Source organism: Shinella granuli (assembly GCF_004341885.1).
GTDB classification, from domain to species: domain Bacteria; phylum Pseudomonadota; class Alphaproteobacteria; order Rhizobiales; family Rhizobiaceae; genus Shinella; species Shinella granuli.
Genome location: NZ_SLVX01000019.1, coordinates 30880 through 57165, shown reverse-complemented (window position 1 = coordinate 57165; position 26286 = coordinate 30880). Strand labels below are relative to the sequence as shown.

Sequence of the window (26286 nt, the reverse complement as noted above, 5' to 3'; positions counted from 1 at the left end):
AAAGCGCGGCGCGAAGTTTCGAACTTCGCGCCGTTTCCTTCGGCCGGTCAAAGCGCCATCAGCACGGCGACGAGCAGGATCACGGCCGCCAGGATGCCAAGGAACAGCATGCGCACGCGGCTGTTCATCTCCAGCGGCTTGCCATCCGCGCCGCGCCGCAGAAAGGCGAGCGGCACTTCGGAGGTCGGCGTATGCCCCTCCGCTTCCTTCACATCCTTGGCGATGACTTCCGCCACATCTTCCATCATGGGCGGTCTTGCAGGTCCAAAAGCCATTGCGGGTCTCCTGAACGAGAGCGATCCGGGAATGGTGGACCTCTTTCGGCAAAATGGCAATCGGCCCTAATCGAGCACGGCCGGCACGAGCGACAGCACCAGCAGCAGCGCCATCGCCCGGTTGAACCTCCTGAGGCTGCGTTCGCGCGTGAGGAAGCGTGCCGCGCCGACGCCGATCCCCGTCCATGCCAGCGTGCTGGCCAGCGTCGCGCCGCCGAAGATGACGGCGAAGGCCGTGGGCACGGCGAGGTCTCCCGCCGCGTCCTTGCCATAGGTGGCGACCGCGCCTGCGACCATGACCCAGAGCTTCGGATTGACGAGCTGCAGCAGGGCGCCCTCGAAGAAGCCGAACGGGCGCTGCCTGCCGCCTTTCGCCGCCGATGCGGCGGGCGCGGCATTGGCGATGCGCCAGGCGAGCCAGAGCAGGTAGGCGATGCCCAGCCACTTCAGCACCATTTGCAAGCGCGGCGCGGCGATGATCGAGCTGCCGAGGGCCGCGACGATGAAGATGATGACGGCGACGCCGGCCCCCATGCCGATCGCCACCGGCAGGGTGCGGTAAAAGCCGTAATTCGCACCCGACGCGGTCACCATCGTGTTGTTCGGTCCCGGCGTGCCCGCCATGGCGAATGCGAAGCCCGAAGCGGCCAGAAGCCAGGTCCAATCCATGTTGCTCTCCTCATCGAAACGGCGGCAGCCTAGCCGGCCCGGTGCGCAACCGGGTTGCCAAGATGCCAGGCCTGGAGAAGAATTTGGCATTCCCTGCCACCAGATGGCTTGAACGTTTGTGAGGATTCCAATGCCGCTCGACGACATAGACCGCCGCATCCTTCGAGAGCTTCAGAAGAACGGCCGGCTGCAGAATATCGAACTTGCCAAGCGGGTCGGGCTGTCACCCTCGCCCTGCCTGCGCCGGGTCAAGCTGCTGGAGGAAGCAGGCATCATCAGCCGCTACGTGGCCGTCGTCGACCAGGCCAAGGTTGGCTTGCGGCTTTCCATGTTCGCCCGCATCTCGCTGACGGCGCAGGATGCCGAGACGATCGATCATTTCATCGCGGCGATGAAGCGGCTGCCCGAGGTGGTGGAGTGCTACATCATGCTGGGCGAGAGCGACGCGCTGCTGCGCGTCGTCGTTTCGGATCTTGAGGACTACCGCCGCTTCCAGGCGGCGAACCTCACGCGCAGGAACGGGATCCAGTCCGTCAAGACGGACGTGCCGAGCGAGACGATCAAGCAGACCTTCGCGCTGCCGCTGTAAGGCTTTGCAGCCTCCCGTGGCGGCCCGGCACCAGCGTCAGCGCCGGCCCCAGAGAACCTTGAAGCGGGCGTTGCGGCAGACTTCACCGCTCTCCTTGAAGGCGTCCTTCAGCACCGGCTCGTAGGGCAGTCCGCGATTGGCGACCATCAACAGGCGCCCGCCGGCCTTCAACGACTTCGCCGCCATGCGGATCATGCCGGCGCCAAGCGAATGGTCGGCGGCATGGCCTTCGTGGAAGGGCGGGTTCATGACGATGAGGTCGTAATGGTCGCGCGGCGTCTCGGCCGTCAGGTCGAACCAGTAGTAGCGGGCCGGGATGTTCGGGCAGTTCTCCGCCATGTTCTCCTTGGCGGCTTCAAGCGCCTCGTAATGCGCCTCGAAGAGGTCGATGCCCTTCACCTGCGGCGCGCGGCCGCCGAGCATGACGGAAAGGTAGCCCCAGCCCGCGCCGAAATCGGCAGCGTGACCTTGGAAATCCTCCGGGATGCGGGTGGCCAGCAATTCGGAGCCTTCGTCGATCCGGTCGTGCGAGAACATGCCCGGCGCCGCCGTGAAGCGGCCGACGATGCGCACCGGCTTTGCCGCCAGCTTGGCGATCGCGTCGGCCGGGTCCTCCGGGCGGGCGAACCAGATGGCGAGACCGTGGTATTTCGGCATGTAGTCACCGGTCAGACCGAGCTGGTCGAGGCGCTTGCGCATGGACTGCACGCCATCTTCCTTGCTGCCGGCAACGACGATGAGGCCGCCCGTGCGCACCCGGCGCAGCGCCTCGGCGATGCGGTTCTCGTTCTCGCCCTTGTGCTTGTTCATCAGCACCAGCGCACCGTCATAATCCTCGCCCTCGATCAGCGGCTTGACGGGCACGCGCAGCGCCTCCAGGCCGCGATGGAGCGAGCGCAGCGGCTGCACCGCCTCGAGCGCGGCGCCAAAACCTTCCGGCGGGCGCTGACCGGCTTCCGCGCCGAGGAAGAGATAGCGTTCGCCTTCTTCCGGCAGGCCGAGCGTGCCGGAGGCGAAGGGGTGGAACAGCGTTTTCAGGGCATCGCGGGTCATGGGCGGGTTTCCGGCGGCAGGGCAGTTCCAGGAGGGCGTGACGCCGCTTGGCGTGGAACGGCATGGAACGAGAGTGACAATCAAAGGAAAGGGGCGCGGAACGTGCCGCCCCGCGCCCCCTCTGAACATAGAAGGTCCGATTACTCGGCGGCTTCGCCGTCGCCCTTCTTCTCGGCGGCGACTTCCTTGCCGGTCGCCTGGTCGACGACCTTCATGGAGAGGCGCACCTTGCCGCGCTCGTCGAAGCCCATCAGCTTGACCCAGACCTTGTCGCCTTCCTTGACGACGTCGGAGGTCTTGGCGACCCGCTCCTGGGCGAGCTGCGAGATGTGCACGAGGCCGTCGCGCGGACCGAAGAAGTTGACGAAGGCGCCGAAATCGGCGGTCTTGACGACCGTGCCTTCGTAGATCTGGCCGACTTCCGGCTCGGCGACGATCGAGTGGATCCACTTGCGGGCCGCTTCGATCTCCTTGCCGGAGGACGATGCGATCTTGATCGTGCCGTCGTCTTCGATGTTGATCTTGGCGCCGGTCTTTTCGACGATCTCGCGGATGACCTTGCCGCCCGTGCCGATGACTTCACGGATCTTGTCGACCGGGATGGTCATGACTTCAATGCGCGGAGCGAATTCGCCGAGCTGGCTGCGGCCTTCGGAGATGGCCTTGGCCATTTCGCCGAGGATGTGCTTGCGGCCGCCCTGTGCCTGGCCGAGAGCGACCTTCATGATCTCCTCGGTGATACCGGCGATCTTGATGTCCATCTGCAGCGAGGTGATGCCTTCGGCCGTGCCGGCGACCTTGAAGTCCATGTCGCCGAGGTGGTCTTCGTCACCGAGGATGTCGGAGAGAACGGCGAAACGGTCGCCTTCGAGGATCAGGCCCATGGCGATACCGGCAACCGGCTTTGCCAGCGGAACGCCGGCGTCCATGAGAGCGAGCGAGGTGCCGCAGACCGTTGCCATCGAGGACGAGCCGTTCGATTCGGTGATCTCGGAGACGACGCGCAGCGTGTAGGGGAACTGCTCGGCCGTCGGCAGCATCGGGCGGATGGCGCGCCAGGCGAGCTTGCCGTGGCCAATTTCGCGGCGGCCCGGGGAGCCCATGCGGCCCGTTTCACCGACCGAGTAGGGCGGGAAGTTGTAGTGCAGCAGGAAGCGTTCCTTGTACATGCCGGTCAGGCTGTCGACATACTGCTCGTCTTCGCCCGTGCCGAGCGTCGCGACGACGACCGCCTGGGTTTCGCCGCGCGTGAAGAGGGCCGAGCCGTGCGTGCGCGGCAGGATGCCGACTTCCGAGACGATCGGGCGAACGGTTTCGAGATCGCGGCCGTCGATGCGGCTCTTGGTGTCGAGGATGTTCCAGCGGACGATCTTGGCCTGCAGGTGCTTGAAGATGGCACCGATGACTTCTGCGTTGTACTTCGGCTCGACGCCTTCCGGCAGGAAGTGGGCCTTCACCTTGGCCTTGACGGCGTCGACGGCGGCGTAACGGTCGGCCTTCTGGGTGATCTTGTAGGCGGCGCGAAGCTCGGCTTCGGCAAGGCCGAGCATTTCGGCTTCGAGTTCGGAATGGTCTTCCGGGGTGAAGTCGCGCGGTTCCTTGGCGGCGACTTCAGCGAGCTTGATGATCGCGTCGATGACCGGCTGGAAGCCCTTGTGGCCGAACATGACGGCGCCGAGCATGACCTCTTCGTTGAGTTCCTTGGCTTCGGACTCGACCATCAGCACGGCGTCCTGCGTGCCGGCGACGACGAGGTCGAGAACGGACTCGTCCATCTCGTCGAGATGCGGGTTCAGGACGTATTCGCCATTGATGTAGCCGACGCGGGCGCCGCCGACCGGACCCATGAAGGGAACGCCGGAAATGGTGAGCGCCGCGGACGCGGCGACCATCGAGAGAACGTCGGGATTGTTCTCGAGGTCATGCTGAACGACGGTGACGACCACCTGCGTGTCGTTCTTGTAGCCTTCCGGGAAAAGCGGGCGGATCGGGCGATCGATCAGGCGGGAAACGAGGGTTTCGTTTTCGCTCGGACGGCCTTCACGCTTGAAGTAGCCGCCCGGGATCTTGCCGGCGGCGTAGGTCTTTTCCTGATAGTTGACGGTGAGCGGGAAGAAATCCTGGCCGGGCTTGGGCGCCTTGGCGGAAACGACGGTGGCGAGAACGACGGTTTCGCCGTAGGTCGCGAGAACGGCGCCGTCAGCCTGGCGGGCGATCTTGCCGGTTTCCAGCTTGAGCGGGCGGCCCGCCCATTCGATTTCAACCGTATGGGTATCGAACATGTCTTGTCCTTCTTTGCAGATACGCGCACCGCCGCCCGAAAGGCGCAGGTGGTCTATCCGCGTTATGACGCATCATGGGCAAGACAACGGGAGGCTTCCGGGTGCGGCTCGTGACCTTTGCGGCCTTGAGGCCTTTCAGCCCGCCGACGACAGGCGCGCGCCTGAAGCATCCTGCAATCCTGCCCCATGACAGGTCATCGGTTGGTTCCGCAGGACCGGCCCATCCGGCCTGCTGGAGAATCCCGTTTCGCGAGGCGGTCGCAACCGGCACAGGCGGAACGGTACGGCGGAAGCAACTTCCGCAAAAGAAAGCGGCGGGCGCTCGCAAGGAACGCCCGCCGAAATTGCTTAGCGGCGAATACCGAGGGCAGCAATCAGCTTGCTGTAACGGGATTCGTCCTTCTTCTTGAGGTAGTCAAGAAGCGAGCGGCGGCTGGAAACCAGCGTCAGAAGGCCACGACGGGAGTGGTTGTCCTTCTTGTGGTCCTTGAAATGGCCGGTCAGGTTGTTGATACGCTCGGTCAGGATCGCGACCTGAACTTCCGGAGAACCGGTATCGCCTTCCTTGGTGGCGTATTCCTTGATCAGCGCAGCCTTGCGCTCAGCAGTGATCGACATCGTATGTCCTTTCATGAATGGGAACAAAGGTCGCCAAAAGCCGGGATGTCGTCCAGCGATGGCCGTGAAGGCAAGCGGGGAAAGCCCCGCATTGCTGGCGGTGCCTATAAACCATTCCCTCGTGAAAGGAAAGAGCCGTCGTCAACGCCCGTCAGCGCCGCTCGGCCGGCTGACTGGGCGCGGCCTCGCGCGCATCGCCCGGCCGCTTGCAGACGATATAGGCGCCGAACACCCAGCCGAGCCGCTCGCCCTGCCGCGCGACGAAAAGCCAATGTTTCGCGCCGATCTTCATCTCGTCGACGATCTCGACCTGTGTCCCGTTCACAAGCGTCGTCAGGATCGTGCCGTTCGGGGCCGAACGCACGTTGAGCGGCGTGCCGGTCGGGTCGTCGACCGCGCACTGGCCGTAGGCGGCAAAGGCGGTGGAACCCGAAAGGGCAAGGCACGCCGAGACGGCGGCCCCATGCAGCAATGACGTCATGAAACACACCTGTGGTCGATGCAGCGGGAACGGACCGGTTTGCTCATTGCGCTGCGCCCTGCTGGTGGACGTCCTCGTCGCGCAACCGTGCGAGCGGGATCGTCACCCGCCATTCGATGCCGTCGTCATGCACGACGAAATCGAGTTTCGCATCGAGCGCCATGCCGAGCATGCGCTCCAGCACGACGCTGCCGAAACCCTTGCGGCTTGCGGCGATGGCCTCCTTGTCGATCGTCGCCCGGTTCTCGCGCCAGACGAGGTTCAGGTCCTCGCCTGTGGCCGTCCAGCTCAGCGACACGATGCCCGTCTCGTTGGCGAGCGCGCCGTATTTCGTGGCGTTGGTCGACAATTCGTGCAGCGCCATGCCGAGCGTCTGCGAGGCCTGCGGGTCGAGGAGCACGGCAGGCCCGGCGATGCGCACGCGCTCCGCGTCGGCGGGCGTGAAGGGCTTCAACTGGTTCTTCGCCAGTTCCATCAGGTTCACGCCCTGCGTGGCGTTGGCAATCATCAGGTCCGTCGAGCGGGCGAGGCCGGCCACGCGCTTGCGGAAGGTCTCGGCGAAATCGCTGGCATTTTCCGCGCTCGCCGCCGACTGGTTGAGCATGGCCTGGATGACGGTGAGCTGGTTCTTGGAGCGGTGCGCCACCTCGCGCATCAGGAAGCGCACCTCGTTTTCCGATTTCACCCGCGCATCCGCCGCCTCCGCAAGCGCGCGGGAGACCGTCTCCAGCTCGGAAATGGCATAGGGGCGCGGGGCCACCCGCTCACCCTGGCCGAGCCGGCGCGCATCATGCGCCAGCAGCCGGACGTCGCGCGAAAGCACGCGGGCAATGCCGACGGCGCTGATGGCGGCAAGGGCTGCGAAGACGGCACCGCCGATCGTCAGCCAGAGGAAGGAGGAGACGGCCGGCGCCTGCACATCCGACGATTTCGCCCAGGCGATCATGCGCCAGCCGGCAAGCGAGGAGAATTCCGTGACGACCTGGTAATCGACGCCGTCCCGCTTCATGGCGCTGACGCCGAGGCGCAGCGACGGCACGACGCGCAGGAAGAACGGCTGGCCGGTTTTCTGCTTCTCGTCGGTGGACGCGATGACCGTGCCGCTGGAATCGAGCACCGCCGCGTTCCAGCCGGGCGAGAGGACATCCGGATTGACTGCGCGGCGCAGCGCCTCGGCATTCTTCGTCAGCGTCAGGAGAACAGGCTCGCCATTGGCAAGCCGCACCGGCATGTAGACGTTGAACACCCATTGCTGCGCCGTGCGGCCGAAGAAAAGATCGGAAACCATGCGTTCGTCGCGCGACAGCGCCAGGCGCGCCGAAACAGGCTCGGACGCGACGTTCAGCGGCGTGCCGAAGGGAACGCGCGTGTTGAGGCGCTGCCGCATCGCCTGATCGATGACGAGGAAATAGATGTCCGTACCCTCGAGCGTCTTGGTCGCCTGGGCATGCAGGGTCGCATAGTCGCCCTTCGGCAGGCTTTCCGAAGTGGAGAGGAAATTGAGCGTCGAGAACATGCTCGTGATTTCACGCTCGACGGCGCGGTTCACGGCGCTCGTCGAGGTGCGCAGCAGCGATTCGAAGATGCGCTCCTGCGCCTCGGTGGTGCGCTTCATCACGACGATGGAAAACAGGAAGGCGGGAATGACGACGACGAGGATAAGGCAGACGAGGTAGAACACGACGGGATGATGCATGCGCCGGCGGCTTTCCACAGGGCCTGCGCCCACCGCCGCGTCCTCGGCGGATACCGTTCGGTCAATCGGCGCAATCGTCAACGGCCAGCCCTTTCACCCTTCGCCCACAGACGGCCGTGACGGCAAAGCACCGCCCGGCCCGTCCTCGAACGAACCTCGCCGGCCCATAAAGCCCATAGCTTGTGGTGAAATCAAGTCGGCGGCGATTGGTTCCGCCGCCCTTGTTCAGCCGCCGAAGACGCGTTTCGGCCGGAACTCGCCGCCGCCGATCTCGCCGATCGCGACAAGCTTGCCGCGGGCCGTGGCATAGGCCTCGTCGGCGGAAACCGGGGCATCGCGGCCGCGCAGGATGATCGGATTGCCCATGCGCAGGCGGTGCGCCTGGTCGTCGTTGATGACGATCTGCGGCAGGCTGGAGAGCGCCTCGCCGGTATCGATCAGGAACGCGTCGAGCGCTGCCAGCCGCTCGGCATCGTCCTCGATCTCCTCCAGCGCCGTCAGGTCGGCGAGCGGCACCATGTCGTCCTCGCCGAAGGGCGCGACGAAGGTGCGGCGCAGCCCCGAGATGTGGCCGAAGCAGCCGAGCTGGCGGCCGAAATCGCGGGCGAGCGCGCGCACATAGGTGCCCTTGCCGCATTCGACCTCGAATTGCGCCGTGTTATTGTCCGGACAGCCGATCAGCGTCAGGCGGTGGATTTCCACCTCGCGCGAGGGAATCTCGACGGTTTCGCCTTCGCGGGCAAGGTCATAGGCGCGTTCGCCGGCGATCTTGATGGCGGAGAACTGCGGCGGGATCTGCTGGATGACGCCGGTATAATCGCCGAGGATCGCCTGGATCGCATCGGCGGCCGGCCGCTTTTCGGAACTCTGCGTCACCTCGCCTTCGAGGTCGTCCGTCGTGCGCTCCTCGCCCCAGGTCACGGTGAATTCGTAGATCTTGCGGCCATCCATCACATAGGGAACAGTCTTGGTCGCATCGCCGAGCGCGATCGGCAGCATGCCGGAGGCGAGCGGATCGAGCGTGCCGGCATGGCCGGCCTTCTGCGCCTTGAACAGCCACTTGATCTTGGCGACGGCTTCGGTGGAGCCGAAATCGAACGGCTTGTCGAGGATCAGCCAGCCGGAAACCGGCCGGCCCTTGGGTTTGCGGGGTCTGGACATATTCTACCTGGATTATTGCTCGTCGCCGTCTTCGGCCGAGAGATCGCGGGCGACTTCCGGCGAACGCAGGAGATCGTCGATCTTCTTGTAATTGTCGAAGCTCGTATCATCGCGGAAGCGAACGTCGGGCATGTACTTCATCTGGCGAAGCTGCGGGCCGAGGCGGCCGCGGATGAACTTCGAATTGCGGTTGAGCGCGTCGATCACCGCCTCATGATCCTTCACGCCGAGCGGCGTGACATAGGCCGTGGCGTGCTTGAGGTCGGGCGACATGCGCACTTCGGAGATGGAAATCACGGTCTTTTCGAGAAGCGGGTCGCGCACCTCGCCGCGCTGGAGGACCTGGGTGATCGCCGCGCGCACCTGCTCGCCCACGCGCAGCATGCGTTGCGACGGCGCCGAGGATGTTGCTCTGGTCATGGTCGTCACCTTCAAAAAAATGCGAGCGCCGAAAAGGTCCGGCGCTCGCACGATACTCTATTGGCGAAACGCTTACAGCGTGCGCGTGACATGCTCCACGCGGAAGCACTCGATCTGGTCGCCGGCGCGGATGTCTTCGTAGTTCTCGAAGGCCATGCCGCATTCCTGGCCGACATTGACTTCCGAGACCTCGTCCTTGAAGCGCTTGAGCGTCTTGAGCTTGCCTTCGTGGATGACGACGTTGTCGCGAACCAGGCGGACGCCCACGCCACGCTCGACCTTGCCTTCGGTGACGCGGCAACCCGCGACCTTGCCGACCTTGGTGATGTTGAACACCTCCAGGATCTCGGCATAGCCGAGGAAGGTTTCGCGGCGCTCGGGCGAGAGCAGGCCGGACATCGCCGCCTTCACGTCATCCACCAGGTCGTAGATGATGTTATAGTAGCGGATCTCGATGCCCTGGCGCTCGGCGAGCGAGCGGGCCTGTGCGTTGGCACGGACGTTGAAGCCGATGATCGCGGCGTTGGACGCTTCGGCGAGCGAAATGTCCGATTCCGTGATGGCGCCGGCGCCGGAATGCACGATGCGCACCCGCACTTCGTCCGTCCCGAGCTTTTCCAGCGCGCCGGCAATGGCTTCGATCGAGCCCTGCACGTCGCCCTTGATGAGCAGCGGGAATTCCTTCAGGCCGGAGCTTTGCAGCTGGCTCATCATCTGTTCCAGCGAGCCGCGCGAACCCGACTGGCGGGCCACCTGCTTTTCGCGGGCGAGGCGCTGGCGGTATTCGGAGATCTCGCGGGCGCGGCTTTCGTTCTCGACCACGGCGAACTTGTCGCCGGCGGCCGGCGTGCCGGACAGACCGAGCACCTCGACCGGCATGGCAGGGCCGGCTTCCTTGACGTGTTCGCCCTTGTCGTTGACGAGGGCACGCACGCGGCCCCACTGGTCGCCGGCAACGACGATCTGGCCGGGGCGCAGCGTGCCCGTCTGCACGAGAACGGTGGCGACGGCGCCGCGGCCGCGGTCGAGCTGGGCTTCGACGACGACGCCCTCAGCCGTACGGTTCGGGTTCGCCTTGAGGTCGAGGATTTCGGCCTGCAGCAGGATCGCTTCCAGGAGCTTGTCGAGGTTCGTGCCGTTCTTGGCCGAGACTTCCACGTCGAGCGTTTCACCGCCCATGGATTCGACGAAGACCTCGTGCTGGAGGAGCTGCGTGCGAACGCGCTGGGCGTCGGCCGTCGGCTTGTCGATCTTGTTGATCGCCACGATGATCGGAACACCCGCCGCCTTGGCGTGGTTGATGGACTCGATCGTCTGCGGCATCACGCTGTCGTCAGCCGCCACCACGAGGATCGCGATGTCGGTCGCCTGCGCGCCGCGGGCACGCATGGCGGTGAACGCGGCGTGGCCGGGGGTGTCGATGAAGGTGATCTTGTGGCCGTTCTGCTCGACCTGGTAGGCGCCGATATGCTGCGTGATGCCGCCGGCTTCGCCAGCGACCACGTTGGCATGCCGGATAGCGTCGAGCAGCGAGGTCTTGCCGTGGTCGACGTGGCCCATGATGGTCACGATCGGCGGACGCGATTCCAGATCGCCCTCGTCGTCGGCGACGTTGAAGATGCCTTCCTCGACGTCGGATTCGGAGACGCGCTTGACGGTGTGGCCGAATTCGCCGGCGATGAGTTCGGCCAGGTCGGCGTCGATCAGATCGCCGGGCTTCATCATCTGGCCTTCCTTCATCAGGTACTTGATGACGTCGACGGCGCGTTCGGACATGCGCTGCGACAGTTCCTGAATGGTGATGGTCTCCGGCAGCACGACTTCGCGCGAAATCTTCTCGCGCGTTTCCTGCATCATGGAGCGCTTGAACTTCTCCTGGCGGCGACGCATGGCCGACAGCGAACGGCCGCGCTGCGAGCCGTCCTCGTCGGTCGCGGCGGTCGTCAGCGTCAGCTTGCCCTGGCGGCGGCCGTCGTCGGCCTTCGGACGGGCCGGAACCTTGGCGGGCTCCGGACGCACGACCTTGCCGCGGTTGACGGGCGCACCGCCGCGCGGGCGCTTGTCGCTGTCGTCATCGGCCTCGTGACGGCCACGGCCGGCGACCGGCGCTGCTGCCGGCGTGCGGCCGGGCTGCGGACGGGTTTCGGCGGCGGGGGCTGCAACGGCCGGCTTTGCCACCGGCTGTACGACGGCGGCCTCTTCCACGACGGGAGCGGGAGCAGCGGCCTCGGCGGCGCGGCGCTCGGCCTCTTCCTTCTCACGGATGAGACGTGCCTCTTCCTCGGCCTTGCGACGGGCTTCCTCTTCTACCTTGCGGCGGGCTTCGTCCTCGGCACGCTGGCGCGCTTCGGCGGCGTCGCGGATCTGCGCTTCGGCTAGCGCGCGGCGACGGGCCTCGACCTCATCGGGGGAAAGCTGGTTCAGCACCACGCCGACACGCGGGCGGCTCTGCTCGACATGCTGCTGCGGCGCCGGGCGCGAATGCTGCTGCACGGGGCGCGTCTGCTGCGGTTCGGGCTGGCGATGCTGCACGGGCGTGACGGGCGTCACCGGCCGCTCGTCTTCCGGGCGGTTGATGCGGCGCTTGCGGGTCTCGACCACGACGGCCTTCGTCCGGCCACGACCCATGTCCTGGCGAACGGTTCCCTGCTGAACCCCCGAGGGCTTCAGGCTCAGGGTCTTCTTGCCAGCCACGCTGATCGTCTTGTCGTCTTTGTTGTCGGTCATTCCGTTCCGTTCCTAAGATCAGGGCCGGATGCGTATCACCAGACCCCGTCGTTCAATTGTGTTCATCCAATGCGATTTCGGCCGGCCGAATGCCGGTGACCGCGTCATTGGTTTGGCTGGCCAGCGCCGCCATTTGCCCTCGCCCGGTCGCCGCCCCGGTATTTTTCGAGCATGATTGCGCGCTTCACTACACCCTCACCCGCCTGCCCTGCAAGCGCCGCGGCATGGATAAAAGCATTCTGGCCCAAAAGGCCCTCCAATTCGCCCTCCGAAAAGAGCCTGAAGGAGGGTATTTCCGTTTCGTCTTCGGTAAGGAAGCTTGCCGCCTTCCTCGCCTGGTCGATCTTTCTCACGCCATCCTCGGCCGCGTCCGTCGCGTGGAACACGGCAAGAGCGGCCAAAGACCGCACCGCCTGGTCCACCTTGGTGGAGCCGGTGATGAACTGGCCGGCCTTGCGCGCCATGTTCATCATGCCGCCGAGCTGGGCCGCCAGAAGCCGGTCCACCTCGGCCCCGAGCTCCGGGCCGGCCTTCGCCTCCGCCTTCAGCGCCCGCGGGAAGAGCTTCCTGGCGATCGCCTTGTCGACGATCGCCCGTTCGGCCTTCACCCAGCATCCACGTCCGGGAAGCTGACGCTTCAGGTCCGGCACGACGCTGCCGTCCGGACCGGCGACGAAGCGGATCAGATCGTCCGCCTCGCCCCTTTCGCGCGTCACGATGCACATGCGGTCGTTCACGCCGTCGTCCTTCTTACCCATGCCACGGCGTCTCCAGCCGCCGGACGCCGTCAGGCGTCCTGCTCGGCCCCGTCGACAGCCGGCTCTTCAGCCGCGATGTCCTCTTCCGTGATCCAGCCGGCCGCAAGGCGCGCCTGGACGATCATGGCTTCGGCTTCGGCGCGGGAGACCTCGAGCTTCGAGAACAGGCCCTCGAACTTCTTCGTCTCGCCGTCCTTGCGCTCCGACCAGCCGACGAGATCATCGGCGGCGCAGCCGGCGAAGTCTTCCATCGTCTTGATGCCATCCTCGCCGAGCGCGACGAGCATCTGGCCCGTCATGCCGTCGATCTGGCGCAGGTCGTCGGAAACGCCGAGCTCCTTACGCTTGGCATCCATCTCGGCCTCGATGCGGTCGAGATATTCGCGGGCGCGGGTCTGGATTTCCTGGGCCGTGTCCTCGTCGAAGCCGTCGATCGAGGCGATTTCGTCGAGATCGACATAGGCCAGTTCCTCGACGGCGGCGAAGCCTTCGGAGGCAAGCACCTGGCCGACCATCTCGTCGACGTCGAGCGAATCCATGAACAGGTTGGTGCGCTCGTTGAATTCCTTCTGGCGGCGCTCGGATTCCTCGGCTTCCGTCAGGATGTCGATATCCCAGCCGGTCAGTTGCGAGGCGAGGCGCACGTTCTGACCGCGGCGGCCGATGGCGAGCGAGAGCTGCTCGTCCGGAACGACCACTTCGATGCGCTCGGCATCCTCATCGAGAACCACCTTGGCGACTTCCGCCGGCTGCAGGGCGTTGACGATGAAGGAGGCCGGATCCTGCGACCACGGAATGATATCGATCTTCTCGCCCTGCAGTTCGCCGACGACGGCCTGGACGCGCGAGCCGCGCATACCGACGCAGGCGCCGACCGGATCGATCGACGAATCGTTCGAGATGACGGCGATCTTGGCGCGCGAGCCGGGATCGCGGGCGACGGACTTGATCTGGATGACGCCGTCGTAGATTTCCGGCACTTCCATGGTGAACAGCTTCACCATGAACTGCGGATGGGTGCGCGACAGGAAGATCTGGGGACCGCGCTGCTCGCGGCGCACGTCGTAGACGAAGGCGCGGACGCGATCACCGTAGCGCATGTTCTCGCGCGGGATCATCTCGTCGCGACGGATGATGCCTTCGCCGCGGCCGAGGTCTACGATGACGTTGCCGTATTCGACGCGCTTGACCGTGCCGTTGACGATTTCCCCGATACGATCCTTGTATTCGTCATACTGGCGGTCACGCTCGGCCTCGCGCACCTTCTGCACGATGACCTGCTTGGCCGACTGGGCGGCGATGCGGCCGAAATCCATCGGCGGCAGCGGATCGGCGATGAAATCGCCGAGCTTGGCGTCCGGGTTGCGGTCGCGCGCCAGTTCCAGCGGGATCTGGGTGGAATAGTCCTCGGCGTGCTCGACGACTTCCAGCAGGCGCTGGAGGCGGATTTCGCCGGTCTTGGAATTGATGTCGGCGCGGATGTTCGATTCCGTGCCGTAACGCGAGCGGGCCGCCTTCTGGATGGCGTCGGCCATCGCGGCAAGCACGATCTCGCGGTCGATGACCTTTTCACGGGCCACGGCATCCGCGATCTGCAGAAGCTCAAGCCGGTTCGCACTGACTGCCATTGTCTCAGGTCTCCATGGTCAGGCCGGGGCCTTGGCCTCCGGCATCGGGGAGCAGCGCACCGCTCCGGTTCCGTCCTCTCCGCCCCGCCCGCAAAGGGGGCAAAGGCCCCCGGGAGGAACGCACGCACAAACTTATTCGTCGCCGTCTTCGTCGTTCTGGTTCGCGGCCTGCGCGGCCTTGGCCTTCTTGTCGGCGGCCAGCGCATCGCGGATCAGGTCGTCGGTCAGGATCAGCCGGCCCTCGGCGAGCGCCGTGAAGGGGATGACGACCGTCGGCTCGTCGCCGGCGGCGGGCTGGTCCCGCTCCAGGGTGAAGCCGTTCTCGTCGGCCGCCACGATCTTGCCGCGGAAGCGCTTGCGGCTGTCGACGAGGATCGACGTCTCGCATTTCAGCAGGTGGCCGAGCCAGCGCGAAAAGTCCGACTTGCGGACCATCGGCCGGTCGATGCCGGGCGACGAGACTTCGAGATGATACGCCTTGTCGATCGGATCCTCAACGTCGAGCACCGGCGAGACGGCCATCGAGACCTTCTCGCAGTCCTCGACCGTCATCGTGCCGTCCGGCCGCTCGCACATGATCTGCAGCGTCGCGCCGTTCTGCGCCGAGAGGCGCACGCGCACCAACTGGTAACCGATCTGCTCGATGGTCGGCTCGATGATGTCGGCGACGCGCCGGTCGAGACCGGTCTCGACGATCAGCCGCGGCTCGATGGCCGCATTTCCTGTTTCACTCGTGTCGGACATGACATGCCCTCCCGGGATAGTCGTTATCATGCACTCGATCGGGCCAATAAAAAAGAGCGGGTCCTCGCGGGCCCACTCTTCATCTGGCGATCAAGAATTTGCAGCTGATATAGACCGTGTCTGTCACAATTGCAAGGTCGGCTCTTCCGGCCGCCTGTGGCGACCTGATCCCCCACCTTTTGCCGCCACCGGCTTGCCCCTTTCGTCCCATGAACTAGATTGTCCACAACGCTGCGTCGAGAATGAGTGCCCTCCCCGTGCCAGACCGGACATCCCCCCTCGCCCCCTTCAGGAACGAAACCTTTCGGCTGATCTGGGCGGCGAGCCTGATCTCCAATTTCGGCGGGCTCATCCAGTCCGTCGGCGCGGCCTGGATGATGGCCTCGATCACCTCCTCGGCCAACATGGTGGCGCTGGTGCAGGCCTCCACCTCGCTGCCGATCATGCTGTTCTCCGTCGCCGCGGGCGCGCTCGCCGACAATTTCGACCGGCGCAAGCTGATGCTGACGGCGCAGTGTTTCATGCTGACCGTCGCGATCGGCCTGACGCTCTGTACGTGGTACGGCGTCATAACGCCCTGGCTGCTTTTGACCTTCACCTTCCTGCTCGGCTGCGGCACGGCGCTCAACAACCCGGCCTGGCAGGCCTCCGTCGGCGACATGGTGCCGCGCGAGGACCTTCCCGCCGCCGTCTCGCTCAACAGCATGGGCTTCAACCTCACCCGTAGTGTCGGCCCGGCCATCGGCGGCGCGATCGTCGCCGCGGCGGGGGCGGCGGCGGCCTTCGCCGCCAATGCGCTCAGCTATTTCGCCCTCCTCTATGCGCTCTTCCGCTGGAAGCCGAACGTCTCGCCGAGCGGCCTGCCGCGCGAGGATTTCGTCCGCGCCATCTCGGCGGGCCTGCGCTACGTCTCCATGTCGCCGAACCTCGGCAAGGTGCTCCTGCGCGGTTTCGCCTTCGGCCTTGCGACGAGCTCCATCCTCTCGCTACTCCCGCTGATCGCCCGCGACCTCGTTTCGGGCGGGCCGCTGACCTACGGCATCCTGCTCGGCTGTTTCGGGCTCGGGGCGATCGGCGGCGCGCTGATGAATGCGCGGGTGCGCGAGCGCCTCACGACGGAGACCATCGCCCGCCTCGCCTTCACCGGCTTTGCCGTCAGCGCCGGCGTTTCGGCGGTCAGCGCCTCGGCGCTGCTGACCGGGGCCGTGCTTTCGATCGCCGGCGCCTCCTGGGTCATGGCGCTCTCGCTGTTCAACACGACGGTGCAGCTTTCGACGCCGCGCTGGGTCGTCGCCCGCGCGCTCTCGCTCTACCAGACGACCACCTTCGGCGGCATTGCCGCGGGCAGCTGGATCTGGGGCTCAACGGCCGACACGCACGGCGCCGAAGCCGCGCTCCTCGCCTCGGCGGTGGTGATGATCGCCGGCGCGGCGCTCGGCCTTCGCTTCAAGCTTCCCGAACTGCAGAGCCTTAATGTCGATCCGCTCAACCGCTTCAGCGAGCCGGACCTGCCGCTCGACCTGAAGCCGCGCAGCGGCCCGATCGTCGTTCTGATCGACTACGAGATCGCCGAAGGCGACATACCGGACTTCCTGGAGGCGATGACCGAGCGGCGGCGCATCCGCATCCGCGACGGCGCCGGCCAGTGGGCGCTGATGCGCGACCTGGAGAACCCGACAGTCTGGACCGAGACCTACCATGTGCCGACCTGGGTGGAATATGTGCGCCACAACCAGCGCCGCACCCATGCCGATGCCGCCAACGGCGAGAAGCTGCGCCTGCTGCACAGCGGCGCCGAGCCGCCGCGGGTCCACCGCATGATCGAGCGGCAGACGATCGTGCCGCACGAATACGAGCGCTTCAAGCGGCAGGTGGATATCCACTGACGGCGAAAAGCCCTACCGCAGCTTCGCCTTGAGCGAGGCATCCGGATAGCAGGTCGGCGTCAGGCCGCTCTTGGCCTGCCAGTCGCCGAGCGAGCGGCGGGTCTTGTAGCCCGGCAGGCCATCGACCTTGCCGACATCGTAGCCCTTGGCGACGAGCGCCTTCTGCATGGCGAGCACATCAGAGCGCAGCATCTTGCCGACATCGCCCCATGCGCCGCGGAACGGGCCGCTGCCATAGGCGATGCGATCGGCAAGATTGCCGATGAAGAGGGCATAGAGGTCGGAATTGTTGTATTCCTTGAGCACGTAGAAATTCGGCGTGACGATGAATTCCGGGCCGTGCGTACCGGCGGGGACAAGCATCATGCCGGACGCCTTCGCCTCGCCGGAGGGAAAACCCTTGCCGGAAATGCGGGTGATGCCGCTCGACGCCCAGGCGGAGATGGGCTTTGCCAGATCCGGCCCTTCCTGCGCGCAGGAGACCCCCGCCGGGATCGACACCTCGTAGCCCCAGCCGCGGCCCGCCTGCCAGCCCTTCTTGGCGAGGTAATTGGCGATCGAGGCGAGGCTGTCCGGCACCGAACCCCAGATGTCGCGCACGCCGTCACCGTCGAAATCGACGGCATATTGCAGGAAACTGGTCGGCATGAACTGCGGCTGGCCGAGCGCGCCGGCCCACGAACCCTTCAATTGCGCAACCGTCCGGTCGCCGCCATCGACGATATGCAGCGCGGCGATCAGCTCCTTGCGGAACATGTCCTTGCGCGTCGACATGAAGGCCTTGGTGGCGAGCACCTCCACCGCAGAATAGGGGATCTTCGCGCTGCCGAAGCCGGATTCCCGGCCCCAGACGGCGACGATGATCTCGCCGGGCACACCGAAGCGCTGCTCGATCCTGCGCAGGGTCGCGGCGTGGGTCTTGGCGAGCCGGCTTCCCGTTCCCGCCAGTCCCTGCAGGCGCTTTTCGGAGAAGTAGGCGCCAGGCGAGGAGAACTCCGCCTGGCTCTGCGCCTCTTCCTTCTTCGGCCTTGAGCCGGGCGGCACGAGGTCGGGCAGGTCCCAGTTGAGCGTCACGCCCTGCATCGCCGCGCGAAACGTCTTTTCGCTGACGCCGGTCTTCTGCGCGGCCGGCCAGAGGTCGTTGTCGATCCAGGCACGGAACATTTTTTCCACCTCGGCCTTGGAGGCGGCCTGGGCGGGAAGGGCCATCGCTATGACAGCAAGCGCGAGGAGCGATGCGAGGCGGGTGGCGATACCCCCCTCTGCCCTGCCGGGCATCTCCCCCTCAAGGGGGGAGATCGACCCGCGGCAACCGCTCGCCAATCGTTGACGCTTCAGATTGCTGAAAGGGCGAACTCCTTGCCGATCTCCCCCCTTGAGGGGGAGATGCCCGGCAGGGCAGAGGGGGGTGAGCCGTAAAAGCCAGCCTAGCATGAACAGATCTCCCTCAAATCGCCGTGCGGGCGCGCAAGGCGGCCGTCAAGGTTCCTTCGTCGAGATAATCCAGCTCGCCGCCGACCGGAACGCCATGGGCGAGCCGGGTGATCTTCACTTCAAGGCCGGAGAGCTGGTCGGTGATGTAATGTGCCGTCGTCTGCCCCTCGACGGTGGCGTTGACGGCGATGATCAGTTCGCGCACGCCGCCCTTCGCCACGCGGTCGACGAGGCCGCGGATGTTGAGATCGTCAGGCCCCACGCCGTCGAGCGGCGAGAGCGTGCCGCCGAGCACATGGTAGGCCGCGTTCATCGCGCCGGCGCGCTCCAGCGCCCAGAGGTCGGACACGTCCTCGACGACGATGATGACCGCATGGTCGCGCCGCACGTCCGTGCAGACGGTGCAGGGATCGCTCGTATCGACATTGCCGCAGCACGAGCAGATGCGCACCTTGCGATGCGCCTCGCCCATCGCATCGGCGAGCGGGCCGAGCAGCTGGTCCTTCTTCTTGACGAGATGCAGCGCGGCGCGACGCGCCGAGCGCGGGCCGAGGCCCGGCACCTTCGCCAGGAGCTGGATGAGTTTTTCGATTTCGGGGCCGGTGACTCGTTTTGCCATTGCCGGTATCTAGCCCATATCCAGGGGAAACGGAATCCATCTTGCTGGAGGCAGCGCTTGATCAGAATTCTCGCCGTATGCACGGGCCTTGCCCGTCCGCTTCCCGGCAAAAGCTACAAGACGGGCATTTTCAAGACGCCGACCGATGCGGCCGTGGTCGTCGACCGTGAGGGCCTGCTGGGCGATGCGATCTGCAACCGGAAACACCATGGCGGGCCGGAACAGGCGGTCTACGGCCTCGGCGCGATCGACCTTGCCTGGTGGTCGAAGGAACTCGGCCGCACGCTGGAGCCGGGAACCTTCGGCGAGAACCTCGTCATCGAGGGCCTCGACAGCCGCAGCGTCTCGGTCGGCGACCGGATCGAGACGGAGAGCGTGCTGCTCGAAGTGACCTCGACGCGCATTCCCTGCAACACGCTGACCGCCCGCATGGGCGACCCGGCCTTTGCGAAACGCTTCATGCAGGCGGGCCGGCCGGGTTTTTATTGCCGCGTGCTGCGGGACGGGGTGATCCAGGCCGGCGATGCCGCGACCTATACGCCCTTCGACGGCGCTTCGGTGACCATGCCGGAGCTGCTGCGCACCTATGGCAGGAACGTTTCGGAGGAAGACCGGCTGCGCTATCTCGCCGCCCCCATCAACGACAAGCTGCGCGCGGCCCTCACCGGCTGATCAGCGGGTGGCGATGGCCGCCGCGGCACCGGCCATGGTGCCGGCGCTGACGCGGTTGGCGATGCGCACGGCGCGCGGGCTCTTCAGGAACAGCCGGGCGCGCGCGGCGAGGAAGACCCAGGCGAGGTCGATCGCGACCAGCACGACGAACATGGTCACGACCAGTTCGGCCCAGCCGACGAGGGTGACGGCGCCGAGATCGATGATCGCCGGCAGGAGCGCGACGTAGAACATCATGATCTTCGGATTGCCGAGCGTCACCGTCAGGCCGGCGAAGAACAGCCTTGCGCCCGAGCGCGCCTCCGGCAGGGCGCCGTCGCCGGTCTCCACCGGCGCGAACCACATCTTCCAGGCGAGATAGAGCAGGTAGGCGACGCCCAGCCACTTGATGGCGACGAAGGCGGCATGGAAGGTCTCGGCGATGGCCGCAAGGCCGAGCACGGCGCAGGTGAGCCAGATGCCCTCGCCGATCCACATGGCGGCGAGGAAGGGCAGCACGTCTTTTGCCCCGCGCGACAGCACGCGGGCGACGAGCGCCGCGATGCTCGGGCCGGGCGAGCCGGCCGCCATCATCAGCGCGCCGGCAAAAACAATGAGGGTCATCAGGCTCATCGAAAATCCTCCTCGGAAAGCCAGACCCTACAAGATCAGAACGGCAGTTTGAAGCCGGGCGGGATCGGCAGGCCGGCGGTCAGCGCCTTGGTCTTTTCGGCAGCCTCGGCCTCGGCCTTGTCCTTGGCGTCCTTGTGGGCCGCGACGATCAGGTCCTCGAGGATTTCCACGTCGTCTTCCTTGAAGAGCGAGGGGTCGATCTTCAGGCCCTTGAGATTGCCCTTGCCGTCGAGCGTGACCGAGACGAGGCCGCCGCCGGAGGTGCCGCTCACCTGAAGGGCGGCAATCTCCTCCTGCATCTTCTCCATCTTGGCCTGCATTTCCTTGACCTTGCCCATCATGCCCATGATGTCGCGCATCGGCCTCTCCTCTTTCTGACTGGATGTTAGAGCATTTGTTTTCGCGCAATTCCGTTCCGCATCTCGGCTGGAATTGCTAGTGTTCGATATCGTCGCCGGGCAGGATGTCGCCCTCTGCGGATTCCGCAACGGCCGCGACCTCGACGGTCTCGGGCTCGTCTTCCGTTTCCTGCACCTTGATGCGCACGTCCATGATCTTGGCGCCCGGGAAGCGCTGCAGGATGGCGGCCACGTCGGGATCCTGGCGCGCATCGGCAACGCGCGCTTCCTGCGCCATCGTCTCGGCCTCGGCCAGCGTCGGCCCGCCCGGTTCGCGCGACAGGATCACCATCCAGCGTATGCCGGTCCATTCCTGCAGCCGGTTCGACAGGTCGTTGACGAGCGACTTCGGCGCATCGTTGGCAAGGCTGATCTCAAGACGCCCGGCCTCCACGCTGACCGGCCGCACGAAGGCGCGCACGAGCGCGCGCAGGCGGATGTCGCGGTTCTTGGTGCAGAGGTCGGCAATGTCGGCGACCGACTTCACCGGCACCTTCGGCTCGGCGGCCGGCTGCTCGGCCGGTGCGGTCTCGATGCGGCCGACCGGCTGGGATGCGGGCTCGGCCTGCGGCACGGGGCGCAGCATGGTAACCGCCGCGCCGCCCGACTGGGCGCGCTGGGCCGGTGCCTCCGGCGAACGGGAAACGGCGGCGACCGCGGCCTGTGCCGTCGGCTGGCCGCCATTGCCGCCATAGCCGCCGGATTGCGGGGTGCGCGCGCCATTGCCGCCGCCCTGGCCGCCCGCGAGCTCGGCGAGGCGACGGGCCGCCTCTTCGGGCGACGGCAGGTTGGCGGCGTGCGCGAGGCGGATGATGACCATCTCGGCGGCGCCCGCCGGGCGGCTGGAGGCTTCCGTCTCCGGAATGCCCTTCAGCAGCATCTGCCACATGCGCGACAGCGCGGTGACGGCGATGGAATTGGCGAACTCGACGCCGCGCACGCGCTCGATCTCGCTCAGCGACTGGTCGCCGGCGGCATCGGGCACATATTTCATGCGGGTGACGAGGTGGGTGAAGTCGGCAAGGTCCGTCAGCACGACGGGCGGGCTGGCGCCGGCCTCGTATTGCGCGGAAAATTCGGCGAGCGCGGCGGCGGCATCGCCCTTCACGACATGTTCGAAGAGATCGACGATGCGCGCGCGGTCGGCAAGGCCGAGCATGCCGCGCACGGCGTTCACCTCGACGCGGCCGCCGCCATGGGCGATCGCCTGGTCGAGCAGCGACAGGCCGTCGCGGGCCGAGCCCTCGGCGGCGCGGGCGATCATGGCGAGCGCATCCGGCTCGAACGCCACGCCTTCCTTGCCCAGGATGGTGGTGAAGAGGCCGACGAGGTCCGAGGCGCCGATGCGGCGCAGGTCGAAGCGCTGGCAGCGCGACAGGACGGTGATCGGGACCTTGCGGATCTCGGTCGTCGCGAAGATGAACTTGACGTGCTCCGGCGGCTCTTCGAGCGTCTTCAGGAGGCCGTTGAAGGCCTGCGTCGAGAGCATGTGCACTTCGTCGATGATATAGACCTTGTAGCGCGCCGAGACCGGACGATAGCGCACCTGCTCGATGATCTCGCGGATGTCGTCGATGCCGGTATGGGAGGCGGCGTCCATCTCGATGACATCGACATGCCGGCCCTCCATGATGGCCTGGCAATGCTCGCCGGGCACGCGAAGGTCGATCGTCGGGCGGTCGATCTCGGATGTCTTGTAATTGAGCGCGCGGGCGAGGATGCGGGCGGTCGTCGTCTTGCCGACGCCGCGAACGCCGGTCAGCATGTAGGCCTGCGCGATGCGCCCGGTCTCGAACGCATTGGTCAGCGTGCGGACCATCGGCTCCTGGCCGACCATCAGGTCGGAGAAATCCTTGGGGCGGTATTTTCGCGCGAGAACCCGGTAGGCGGCGGGTTTTTCGCTGGACGGATTGGGGGTTACGTCGCTCATAGACCCTGCCGCTAATCGAACTTTCAGTCCCGACAGGACGGCCAGGATCAGGACGGTAAGGTGGGAGGCTGGCACGATGACCCGTGCCGGGGCTCGTTAGGGCTGCTTCCTTCCGGACCTGACCCGGTTGGCGAGTGGCTCGTCCACCACCAACCTCCCGTCCCCCATATCGGCAATATTCCATCCGAATGCAAGCGCGGCCGATAAAAAACTGTTGGAGCGAATTTGGATGCCGTGGCATGACTCTAGAAAACAGGCATGCCGGGAGAATCCCTTGAGCGACTTTCACCTTGACGAACGGATCGTGCGCGACAGCGACCTTCTGACGAAGATTGGCCTTTGCGAGCTGCGCCTGATGAAGGACGGCCGCTGGCCCTGGCTGATGCTGGTGCCGCAGCGGCCGGATGTCAGCGAGATCTTCGACCTCACGCCGCTGGACCAGACCATGCTGACCTTCGAGACGACGCTTGTCGCCGAAACGCTGAAGAAGGTGACCGGGGCGGAGAAGATCAACGTCGCCGCGATCGGCAACATCGTCCGCCAGTTGCACGTCCATGTCATCGCGCGCAGCGAGGGCGACCCGAACTGGCCCGGCCCCGTCTGGGGTTTCGGAACCGCCGAGCCGCGCTCGGCCGACGAAACCAAGGCCTTCGCGGCCAAGATCCTGGACGCGCTCACGCCATGAAGCCATCGCTGTTCGATCTTTATCGCCCGCATCCCGAGCCCAGCACCATGGTGGCCTTCGCGGAGAACAGCCTCGACCGCCAGTCGGAGCACCGCGCGCCGGACTGCCTGGAACAGGCCTTCAAGGCCGAGACCGTGCATGCCTTTGCGATCGCCGGAGGAAAGCTCGTCGTGAAGCATGACGAGAAGATCATCGACCCGCTGTTTGCGCCCTATGAGCTGGCCGAACTCGATCCGGTGCCGGAGGAGGCCATCCTGCTCGGCTACCTGAAGAACGGCGAGCCGCGGCTGGCGATCCCCGTCAGGGCCGATCCCGAGACGCTGCAGGAGCCGCTGAAAGCGGCGGACGGGCGCACGCTCTACCGCCAGCAGATGCTCGACGACGACCTGCTCGGCCAGTTCGCCCAGGCCTCCAGCCTGATGACCTGGAACGGCAACAACCGCTTCTGCGGCAAGTGCGGCGCGCCGACCCGCTCGGAGATCGGCGGCTACCGCCGCGTCTGCGAGGCGTGCAGCCACACGATCTTCCCGCGCACCGATCCGGTCGCCATCATGCTGATCATCGATATCGAGCGGGACCTCTGCCTGCTCGGCCGCTCGCCGCATTTCCCCGAGGGCATGTATTCCTGCCTCGCCGGCTTCCTGGAGCCGGGCGAGACGATCGAGCATACGGTGCGCCGCGAGACGCTGGAGGAATCCGGCATCAAGGTCGGGCGCGTGCGCTACCATGCCTCGCAGCCCTGGCCGCTGCCGCACTCGCTGATGATCGGCTGCTATGGGGAGGCGATCTCCTTCGACATCCGCCGCGACGAGCAGGAGCTGGAGGATTGCCGCTGGTTCACCCGCGAGGAGACCGCGGCGATGATCGCGCGCAGCGCCATGTCCGGCGTCGCGCCCGGCGCCACGACCCCGCCGCCGAAGGGCGCCATCGCACACCGCCTGATGCGCGACTGGCTGGACTGGCAGGTCTGAGCCGCTCAGCGCCAGCCGAAATGCGGCCGGTCGCCGGGATGCTCGCGCAGCCGGAGACGGGGCGCCAGAAGCCGGGCGATGACGGGGCTTATGAGGAAGGTGACGACGATCCAGGCCGGCAGCAGGTATTTGGCCTGCGCGTTGAACGCCGGCACCGTGAGGATGGCGATGGTGCCGACGCCGAAGACGACGGCGTTCACCATCATCGAGACGAGGATCGTTATGTGGGTGATCGTGCGCATGGGCATCTCCTTCATCCGGAAGGGCCGCCGCCTGCGACCCGCTCCCTTGGGGAATGCCCATGCAGCGGGCCGGTTCCGGCCCGCCTGACGATCGTCAAGTTTCAGAAGGCGCTGCGCATCGGATGGGCGCGATAGGTGCCGAGGATGCGGACCTTTTCGGAGAAGAAGCGAAGCTCCTCCAGCGCGCGGCGCACCGGCAGGTCGTCCGGATGGCCCTCGATATCGGCATAGAACTGCGTGGCGTAGAACTTGCCGCCGATCTGGTAGCTTTCCAGCTTCGTCATGTTGATGCCGTTCGTCGCAAAGCCGCCGAGCGCCTTGTAGAGAGCCGCCGGAATGTTGCGCACGTTGAAGACGAAGGTGGTGACGATGATCTCGTCCCCGTCGCGCTCCACCGGCGCCGCATCGCGCGACAGCACGACGAAGCGGGTGACGTTGCTTTCCGTGTCCTCGACATTCTCCGCGACGATGGAGAGGCCGTAGAGATCGGCCGCAAGGCGCGGGGCGAGCGCAGCCATGCTGCGATCGCCGGTTTCCGCGACCAACTTGGCCGCCCCTGCCGTATCGCCGGCGATCACCGGTTTCCAGCCGTTGAGACGGACGATCTTGCGGCACTGGCCGAGCGCGTGGATATGGCTGTGCACGGTGCGGATCTCGTCCTTCGCCACGCCCGGCAGCACCATGAGCTGGAAGCGGATCGGCATGAAATATTCGCCGACGATATGCAGCCGCGATTCCGGCAGCAGATGATGGATGTCGGCGACGCGGCCGGCGATCGTGTTCTCGATCGGGATCATGCCGAGGTCGGCATCACCGTTCTCGACGGCCAGGAAGGCATCCTCGAAGGTCTGGCAGGGCAGCGGCTCCATGTTCGGGAACATGTCGCGGCTGGCCATGTCGGAATTGGCGCCAAACTCGCCCTGGAAGGCGATCCTGTTGGTCTTCATGATCATGGCGGGATCCGATCAGATGGGGTTGGCCGCGAGCATTGCGCGGGCCTTTTCGAGGTCGGCCGGAGTATCGACACCCAGCGGAACGGTGTCAACGATCTCCGCATCGATGCGCATTCCCGCCTCCAGCGCGCGCAACTGCTCCAGCGATTCCCGCCTTTCGAGCGTCGAGGGCTTCAGCGCGACGAAGGCTTCCAGCGCCTTGCGGCGGTAGGCGTAGAGGCCGATATGGTGATAGAGCGGACCCTTGCCGTACGGCGCCGTCGCGCGCGTGAAATAAAGGGCGCGCAGGCGGCTCTCGCTGAGCGGCGAGCCGACGACCTTCACGACATTCGGATTGGTCTTCTCCTCCTCGTCGCGGATCTCGGTGGTCAGCGTGGCGATGTCGGTCGCGGCGTTCTCCAGCGGGCGAAGGGCGGCGCGGATCGTTTCCGGGTCGATCGTCGGCAGGTCGCCCTGCACGTTGATGATGATCTCGGCCCGGCCCTCGGGATCGCTCCTGGTCAGCGCCTCGTGGATGCGGTCTGAACCGGACTGGTGGTCGACGCGGGTCATCACCGCCTCGAAGCCGGCGGCCACCACCGCGTCGAAGATGTCCTGGTGATCGACGGCGACGACGATCCGCCCGACATCGGCCTCGGCCGCGCGACGCGCAACCTGCACGATCATCGGCAGGCCCGCAATGTCGGCAAGCGGCTTGCCCGGAAGCCGGGTCGAGGCCATGCGCGCGGGAATGAGGACGAGGGTCTTGTCAAAATTGGCGGAATTCATCTGCAGCCCTTCAAA

At 65.9% G+C, this 26286-nt stretch carries 26 protein-coding genes and 1 other RNA gene; 5 read left to right on the top strand and 22 right to left on the bottom strand.

Annotated elements, in window-relative coordinates; all coding sequences use genetic code 11:
• Window positions 1-47: 47 nt before the first annotated feature.
• Both EV665_RS23580 and EV665_RS23575 read right to left on the bottom strand, forming a co-directional pair.
• Window positions 48-275 (bottom strand): hypothetical protein, encoded by a 228-nt coding sequence (locus tag EV665_RS23580; RefSeq protein ID WP_133035946.1) that lies wholly within the window; start codon window positions 273-275, stop codon window positions 48-50.
• A gap of 66 nt (window positions 276-341) precedes the next feature.
• A complete protein-coding gene (locus EV665_RS23575) occupies window positions 342-944 on the bottom strand; it encodes a LysE family translocator (protein ID WP_162853144.1) in 603 nt (200 codons plus the stop codon).
• A gap of 124 nt (window positions 945-1068) precedes the next feature.
• On the opposite strand from EV665_RS23575, the gene EV665_RS23570 reads away from it, so the two are divergent.
• Entirely contained in the window at window positions 1069-1533 is a 465-nt protein-coding gene (locus tag EV665_RS23570; protein WP_206362204.1) for an Lrp/AsnC family transcriptional regulator, read from the top strand.
• A 36-nt stretch (window positions 1534-1569) separates the two neighbouring features.
• On the opposite strand, the gene EV665_RS23565 is transcribed toward EV665_RS23570, so the two are convergent.
• The 11 genes from EV665_RS23565 to rimP all read right to left on the bottom strand — a co-directional run bounded on the left by EV665_RS23565 (window position 1570) and on the right by rimP (window position 15101).
• Window positions 1570-2586, bottom strand: a complete 1017-nt coding sequence (locus EV665_RS23565; protein WP_133035944.1) for a class I SAM-dependent methyltransferase — start codon at window positions 2584-2586, stop codon at window positions 1570-1572.
• Window positions 2587-2726: 140 nt separating this feature from the next.
• Window positions 2727-4868, bottom strand: a complete 2142-nt coding sequence (gene pnp / locus EV665_RS23560) for a polyribonucleotide nucleotidyltransferase (protein WP_064328821.1) — start codon at window positions 4866-4868, stop codon at window positions 2727-2729.
• A 348-nt stretch (window positions 4869-5216) separates the two neighbouring features.
• Complete coding sequence (rpsO, locus tag EV665_RS23555) at window positions 5217-5486, bottom strand: 30S ribosomal protein S15 (RefSeq protein ID WP_064328820.1); 270 nt, start codon at window positions 5484-5486, stop codon at window positions 5217-5219.
• Window positions 5487-5637: 151 nt separating this feature from the next.
• A complete protein-coding gene (locus tag EV665_RS23550; protein WP_133035943.1) occupies window positions 5638-5967 on the bottom strand; it encodes an SH3 domain-containing protein in 330 nt (109 codons plus the stop codon).
• 43 nt (window positions 5968-6010) lie between these two features.
• A complete protein-coding gene (locus tag EV665_RS23545; protein WP_084437689.1) occupies window positions 6011-7663 on the bottom strand; it encodes a sensor histidine kinase in 1653 nt (550 codons plus the stop codon).
• Window positions 7664-7888: 225 nt separating this feature from the next.
• Window positions 7889-8824: a tRNA pseudouridine(55) synthase TruB gene (gene truB, locus EV665_RS23540; RefSeq protein ID WP_133035942.1), complete on the bottom strand. Its 936-nt coding sequence runs from the start codon at window positions 8822-8824 to the stop codon at window positions 7889-7891.
• Window positions 8825-8836: 12 nt separating this feature from the next.
• Entirely contained in the window at window positions 8837-9244 is a 408-nt protein-coding gene (rbfA, locus tag EV665_RS23535) for a 30S ribosome-binding factor RbfA (protein ID WP_064328817.1), read from the bottom strand.
• Between the two features lie 72 nt (window positions 9245-9316).
• Window positions 9317-11971, bottom strand: a complete 2655-nt coding sequence (gene infB, locus EV665_RS23530) for a translation initiation factor IF-2 (protein WP_133035941.1) — start codon at window positions 11969-11971, stop codon at window positions 9317-9319.
• Window positions 11972-12075: 104 nt separating this feature from the next.
• Complete coding sequence (locus EV665_RS23525; RefSeq protein WP_133035940.1) at window positions 12076-12729, bottom strand: RNA-binding protein; 654 nt, start codon at window positions 12727-12729, stop codon at window positions 12076-12078.
• A 29-nt stretch (window positions 12730-12758) separates the two neighbouring features.
• Entirely contained in the window at window positions 12759-14357 is a 1599-nt protein-coding gene (nusA, locus tag EV665_RS23520; protein WP_133035939.1) for a transcription termination factor NusA, read from the bottom strand.
• Window positions 14358-14489: 132 nt separating this feature from the next.
• Window positions 14490-15101 (bottom strand): ribosome maturation factor RimP, encoded by a 612-nt coding sequence (rimP, locus tag EV665_RS23515; protein ID WP_133035938.1) that lies wholly within the window; start codon window positions 15099-15101, stop codon window positions 14490-14492.
• Window positions 15102-15358: 257 nt separating this feature from the next.
• On the opposite strand from rimP, the gene EV665_RS23510 reads away from it, so the two are divergent.
• Complete coding sequence (locus EV665_RS23510; protein ID WP_162853143.1) at window positions 15359-16987, top strand: MFS transporter; 1629 nt, start codon at window positions 15359-15361, stop codon at window positions 16985-16987.
• Between the two features lie 12 nt (window positions 16988-16999).
• Here the strand turns inward: EV665_RS23510 and EV665_RS23505 are convergent, their stop codons facing one another.
• Together EV665_RS23505 and recR are read right to left on the bottom strand one after the other, a co-directional pair.
• The gene (locus EV665_RS23505; protein ID WP_380687656.1) at window positions 17000-18265 is read right to left on the bottom strand and encodes a lytic murein transglycosylase; all 1266 of its coding nucleotides are present in this window, start codon (window positions 18263-18265) and stop codon (window positions 17000-17002) included.
• A 169-nt stretch (window positions 18266-18434) separates the two neighbouring features.
• A complete protein-coding gene (recR, locus tag EV665_RS23500) occupies window positions 18435-19040 on the bottom strand; it encodes a recombination mediator RecR (protein WP_023512375.1) in 606 nt (201 codons plus the stop codon).
• Between the two features lie 60 nt (window positions 19041-19100).
• Here recR and EV665_RS23495 point away from each other — a divergent pair, with 60 nt between their 5' ends.
• Window positions 19101-19712, top strand: coding sequence for an MOSC domain-containing protein (locus EV665_RS23495; protein WP_133035981.1), 612 nt, complete (start codon window positions 19101-19103; stop codon window positions 19710-19712).
• Here the strand turns inward: EV665_RS23495 and EV665_RS23490 are convergent, their stop codons facing one another.
• The 4 genes from EV665_RS23490 to ffs form a co-directional block, all read right to left on the bottom strand.
• Window positions 19713-20324 (bottom strand): LysE family translocator, encoded by a 612-nt coding sequence (locus EV665_RS23490; RefSeq protein WP_133035936.1) that lies wholly within the window; start codon window positions 20322-20324, stop codon window positions 19713-19715.
• Between the two features lie 35 nt (window positions 20325-20359).
• Window positions 20360-20683, bottom strand: coding sequence for a YbaB/EbfC family nucleoid-associated protein (locus tag EV665_RS23485; protein WP_133035935.1), 324 nt, complete (start codon window positions 20681-20683; stop codon window positions 20360-20362).
• A 76-nt stretch (window positions 20684-20759) separates the two neighbouring features.
• Window positions 20760-22652 (bottom strand): DNA polymerase III subunit gamma/tau, encoded by a 1893-nt coding sequence (locus EV665_RS23480; RefSeq protein WP_133035934.1) that lies wholly within the window; start codon window positions 22650-22652, stop codon window positions 20760-20762.
• A gap of 60 nt (window positions 22653-22712) precedes the next feature.
• An RNA gene (gene ffs / locus EV665_RS23475) (signal recognition particle sRNA small type) lies at window positions 22713-22810 on the bottom strand.
• A 71-nt stretch (window positions 22811-22881) separates the two neighbouring features.
• Between ffs and EV665_RS23470 the strand changes: the two genes are divergently transcribed.
• Together EV665_RS23470 and nudC are read left to right on the top strand one after the other, a co-directional pair.
• Window positions 22882-23337: an HIT domain-containing protein gene (locus EV665_RS23470; protein WP_133035933.1), complete on the top strand. Its 456-nt coding sequence runs from the start codon at window positions 22882-22884 to the stop codon at window positions 23335-23337.
• Window positions 23334-24308, top strand: a complete 975-nt coding sequence (gene nudC, locus EV665_RS23465) for an NAD(+) diphosphatase (RefSeq protein ID WP_133035932.1) — start codon at window positions 23334-23336, stop codon at window positions 24306-24308. The genes EV665_RS23470 and nudC overlap by 4 nt, the downstream gene beginning before the upstream one ends.
• 5 nt (window positions 24309-24313) lie before the next feature.
• Here nudC and EV665_RS23460 read toward each other — a convergent pair whose 3' ends face one another.
• The 3 genes from EV665_RS23460 to EV665_RS23450 form a co-directional block, all read right to left on the bottom strand.
• Complete coding sequence (locus EV665_RS23460) at window positions 24314-24550, bottom strand: hypothetical protein (protein ID WP_133035931.1); 237 nt, start codon at window positions 24548-24550, stop codon at window positions 24314-24316.
• 101 nt (window positions 24551-24651) lie between these two features.
• Window positions 24652-25503, bottom strand: coding sequence for a prephenate dehydratase (locus EV665_RS23455; protein WP_133035930.1), 852 nt, complete (start codon window positions 25501-25503; stop codon window positions 24652-24654).
• Between the two features lie 12 nt (window positions 25504-25515).
• Window positions 25516-26271, bottom strand: coding sequence for a 3-deoxy-manno-octulosonate cytidylyltransferase (locus tag EV665_RS23450; RefSeq protein ID WP_133035929.1), 756 nt, complete (start codon window positions 26269-26271; stop codon window positions 25516-25518).
• Window positions 26272-26286 lie beyond the last annotated feature (15 nt).